This is a genomic window from Gordonia sp. DT218, assembly GCF_049847105.1.
Classification (GTDB): Bacteria; Actinomycetota; Actinomycetes; order Mycobacteriales; family Mycobacteriaceae; genus Gordonia.
On record NZ_JBNCNS010000007.1, the window covers coordinates 199,105 to 203,340 of the forward strand.

General features: G+C 65.6%; 3 protein-coding genes. All 3 read left to right on the plus strand.

Annotated features, from left to right (window positions below; genetic code table 11):
• The first annotated feature begins 45 nt into the window (after positions 1-45).
• The 3 genes from ACPXCG_RS22450 to ACPXCG_RS22460 all read left to right on the plus strand — a co-directional run bounded on the left by ACPXCG_RS22450 (position 46) and on the right by ACPXCG_RS22460 (position 3,928).
• The gene (locus tag ACPXCG_RS22450) at positions 46-570 is read left to right on the plus strand and encodes a TetR/AcrR family transcriptional regulator (protein ID WP_425794511.1); all 525 of its coding nucleotides are present in this window, start codon (positions 46-48) and stop codon (positions 568-570) included.
• A gap of 127 nt (positions 571-697) precedes the next feature.
• Entirely contained in the window at positions 698-2,290 is a 1,593-nt protein-coding gene (locus ACPXCG_RS22455; RefSeq protein WP_425794537.1) for a GMC oxidoreductase, read from the plus strand.
• A gap of 87 nt (positions 2,291-2,377) precedes the next feature.
• A complete protein-coding gene (locus ACPXCG_RS22460; protein WP_425794513.1) occupies positions 2,378-3,928 on the plus strand; it encodes an acyl-CoA synthetase in 1,551 nt (516 codons plus the stop codon).
• Positions 3,929-4,236 lie beyond the last annotated feature (308 nt).

Sequence of the window (4,236 nt, forward strand, 5' to 3'; positions counted from 1 at the left end):
TTGTGCCCTTTTTCTTGTCCGTCGGTCCGCCGCCCCGCGTGTTCCATGTCGCCCCCCCCCCCGCGGCATTGCTTCGCCGACTACGGATACGACGGCGCGACGGTCAAACGCATCGAAGAGTCCACCGGATTGTCACGCGGCGCCATCTTCCATCACTTCCGCGACAAGGAAGCCCTCTTCCTCGCGCTCGCGCAGGAGGATGCCGAGCGGATGGCCGATGTCGCGGCCGAGCAGGGCCTGGTCCAGGTCATGCGCGACATGCTCGCTCGGCCACAGGATTTCGACTGGCTGGGGACGCGACTCGAGATCGCCCGCAAGCTGCGCACCGACGCGTCGTTCCGTGCCGCCTGGTTGGCTCATTCGTCCGATGTCGAACAGGCCACGCTGAGACGGCTCGAGCACCGACGCGAGGCCGGTCGACTGCGCGACGACGTTCCGACCGAGGTGCTGGTCAAGTACCTCGACCTCGTACTCGACGGCCTGATCACCCGCCTCGCGACGGGACAGCCCACGGGTGACCTCACCGCGGTTCTCGACCTCGTGGAAGAGACGGTCCGACCCGAGCACTAGAAGAACCTGGCGTTTCAGGTCGTCTTCAGGTTTCGACCGATACGGTCAGTAGGTGGACGCCAAGGCTCACTCGCCGCATGACCCGCCCCGGGGACATCTCACTCGTCGGTCGTTTCTCCGCGGCGCGATCGGAACGGGAGCCCTCGCTGCCGGAGGGCTCGCGGCCGCCGGCGGAGCCGGCACGGCCAACCCGGCCACCGAGAGCACGGCCATCGTCATCGGTACGGGGTTCGGTGGATCTGTCGCGGCGCTGCGACTCGGCCAGGCCGGCATCCGGACGACGGTGTTCGAACGTGGGCGCCGTTGGCCGATCCGACCGGACGGCGACACGTTTGCCACCTTCATCAGCCCGGACAAGCGAGCCGCCTGGTTCGGCAGTCCCGCAGGTGCGAACCTCTCGACCGCGATACCGGTCGAACCGTACCCCGGCGTGCTCGACCATGTGATGGGCAACGGGATCGAGGCGGTCTACGGCGCAGGCGTGGGTGGCGGATCGTTGGTGTTCGGGTCTTTCACTCCAGTGCCGAGGCGTCGCGATTTCGAACTCATCTTCCCTGCGGCGGCCGATTACCCGGAACTCGAGCGCTCGTATTATCCACGGGCGAAACGAATGCTCGGCGTCTCACCGATGCCATCGGACATTGTGGCCCATCCCGACTACGTCGGCGCCCGATCGTGGTTGAAGGTCGTCGCCCGCTACGGTGCCGAACCCCATTTCTTCGATTTCGCGGTCGACTGGGACCTCGTTCGCGCCGAGCTGCGCGGTACACGACCCCGCGGCATCTCGATCGGGGACCTGACCTACGGCGTCAACAGCGGCGCCAAGAAATCCCTGGACCACACCTATCTGCCTGCCGCGGAACAGACCGGCAACGTGCGCATCCTGCCGATGCACGAAGTCTTCGACATCCGGCAACGACCACGCCGCAGGGGATTTGCGGTGACGGCACGGGTTCTCGACGAGAGTGGCCGGACGGTGCGGACCGTCCGGGCCGAGGCCGATCAGCTCTTCCTGGCCGCCGGCTCCTTCCACACCACCGAGCTCCTCGTGCGGGCTCGGGCACTCGGCATCCTGCCGCGGCTCTCACCTCGCATCGGTGAGGGATTCGGCGGCAACGGCGACTTTCTGACCACCCGGTCCAATCCACGCGAAGACTTCGGTGCCGTCCAGGGCGGCCCCGGTTACGCGCGGATATACGACGACGACCTTCCGGGTGGGTCCGCATCGATGGTGTACCAGGCGACACCCCTGCCGTCGCCGCTCGGCAAGGCGCTGACCACCAACCTCGTCCAGGTGCACACCGATGAGCGCGGCAGTATCGACTTCGACCACGCCACCCGCAGAGGGGTTCTCAACTATCCGTACCCGGAAGGTGCCAGTCAACTCGATCGGCGCGCCAACGCGTTCGTCGAGCGGTTCCACTACCGAACCGAGACACGGTACGGCCACCCTGCCAACGGGATTCCGCTCTCCTCCCGGCTCATCGGGTTCGGTTCGGCAAGCACCTATCACGGCCTCGGCGGTGTCGTCATGGGAAGGGCTGCGTCGACGAACGGCGCGGTCAATGGCTACGACGACCTCTACGTCGTCGACGGTTCGTTCGTGCCCGGCGCCGTCGGATTGGTGAACCCGTCGCTGACGATCACCGCGCTCGCGGAGCGAACCATGGATAGGTTCCTCGCGACGCATCGGCGGGCTCCTGCGATGCCGCACGCGTAGGGTAATGTGACGCACAGCACCCCGATCGATCGCTCGGTAGGGCCCGGTCGGGGTGACTGTTCCCACTGTCAGTCAGAGGAGTGCCCCTTGTTCCCTGGAGTATTCGCGAAGTCCACTCCGGACAAGCCCGCGATCATTCGTGCCGCCACCGGAGAGCAGTTGACCTACCGGCAACTGGACGAGAACTCGACTCGGCTCGCCAACCACCTGGAAACCCTCGGCCTGCGTCCTGGCGACACCATCGCCATGATCTCGCCGAACGACCTGCACATGTTCGAGGTCTACTGGGCGGCACTACGTAGCGGACTCTATGTCACGGCGATCAACCATCACCTCACCGCCGTGGAGACCGACTACATCCTCACCGACTGCAATGCGCAAGCGGTTTTCGCCGGCGCCTCGGTCGCCGACGCGGTGGCCGACGCCACGGCGATTCCGGCCCTGAGCGTTCCGGGTCGGCGAATCGCCTGGGGCGGAGAGATACCCGGATTCGACTCATACGACACGGTCCTCGCCGGAGCGTCCGACGCGCCACGGGCCGAACAGCCTCGCGGCACCGACATGCTGTACTCGTCAGGAACCACCGGCCGGCCCAAGGGCATCAAGACCCCCTTGCCGCAGGGCCAGGTCGACGAGATCCCGGATGCCTACACGGCGATCTTCGCACCGATGTACGGATTCGACACCGACACCGTTTACCTGTCCCCTGCTCCGCTGTATCACGCTGCGCCACTGCGCTATTGCGGTGTCACGAATTCGGTCGGCGGGACGGTCGTCTTCCTGGATCGCTTCGAGCCCGAGGCCGCGCTCGGCGCCATCGAACAATTCCACGTCACCCACAGTCAGTGGGTGCCGACGATGTTCATCCGGATGCTCAAGCTCCCCGACGACGTACGGGCGAAGTACGACGTCAGCAGCATGAGAGTCGCGGTCCATGCGGCCGCACCGTGCCCCATCGAGGTGAAGCGCGCCATGATCGACTGGTGGGGCCCGGTCATCCATGAGTACTACGCATCCACCGAGGCGGCGGGCGCCACCTTCATCGGCCCGCAGGAGGCCCTGGACCATCCCGGGTCCGTGGGCAAGCCCCTGCTCGGCGTCGTCCACATCTGCGACGAGGACGGTGCGGAGATGCCGATCGGAGAAGTCGGCACGGTGTACTTCGAACGTGAGGACGTCGCGTTCGAGTATCACAACGACCCCGACAAGACCCGGAAGGCACAGCATCCGGACCACCAGAACTGGTCGACGACCGGAGATGTGGGCTACGTCGACGACGAGGGCTACCTCTACCTGACCGATCGCAAGGCCTTCATGATCATCTCCGGCGGAGTGAACATTTACCCGCAGGAGGCGGAGAACGTGCTGGTCGGGCACCCCGCGATCTACGACGTGGCGGTGATCGGAGTTCCCGACGACGACCTCGGCGAGGTGGCGAAGGCCTGCGTCCAGCTCGACCCGGCCTTTGCTCCGTCCTCCGAGCTGGCCGCCGAGCTCATCGACTTCACCAAGGAGTCGCTCGCATCGTACAAGGCCCCGCGTACCGTCGACTTCGTCGACGATCTTCCCCGTACGCCGACCGGCAAACTCGTGAAAGGAGAACTGCGCAAGCGATATTGGCCGAAGGCGGTGAGCTGACCCGCCCCCGGAGGTCGTACACGCGGATCGCCGTGCCACGGCAGACCTGAGTAACCCGCGCGGAACCAGCGAGCCCACCCCGCCGCGAACAAAGCGCGTGTACCCATCCCGCTGGTCGAGTAGCCGCGAACAAAGCGACGGCACGCATCCGCTGGTCGAGTAGCCACGAACGGAGTGAGTGGCGTATCGAGACCACTCACGCACAGAGCCACACGTCTTGTCGGTGCCCCGCGATATGGTTGTTTCCAGTTGATGGTGATGCGGGCTTTTCGTTTCCTATGACGGGCAGATGTTGTTGGTGTCCTGTC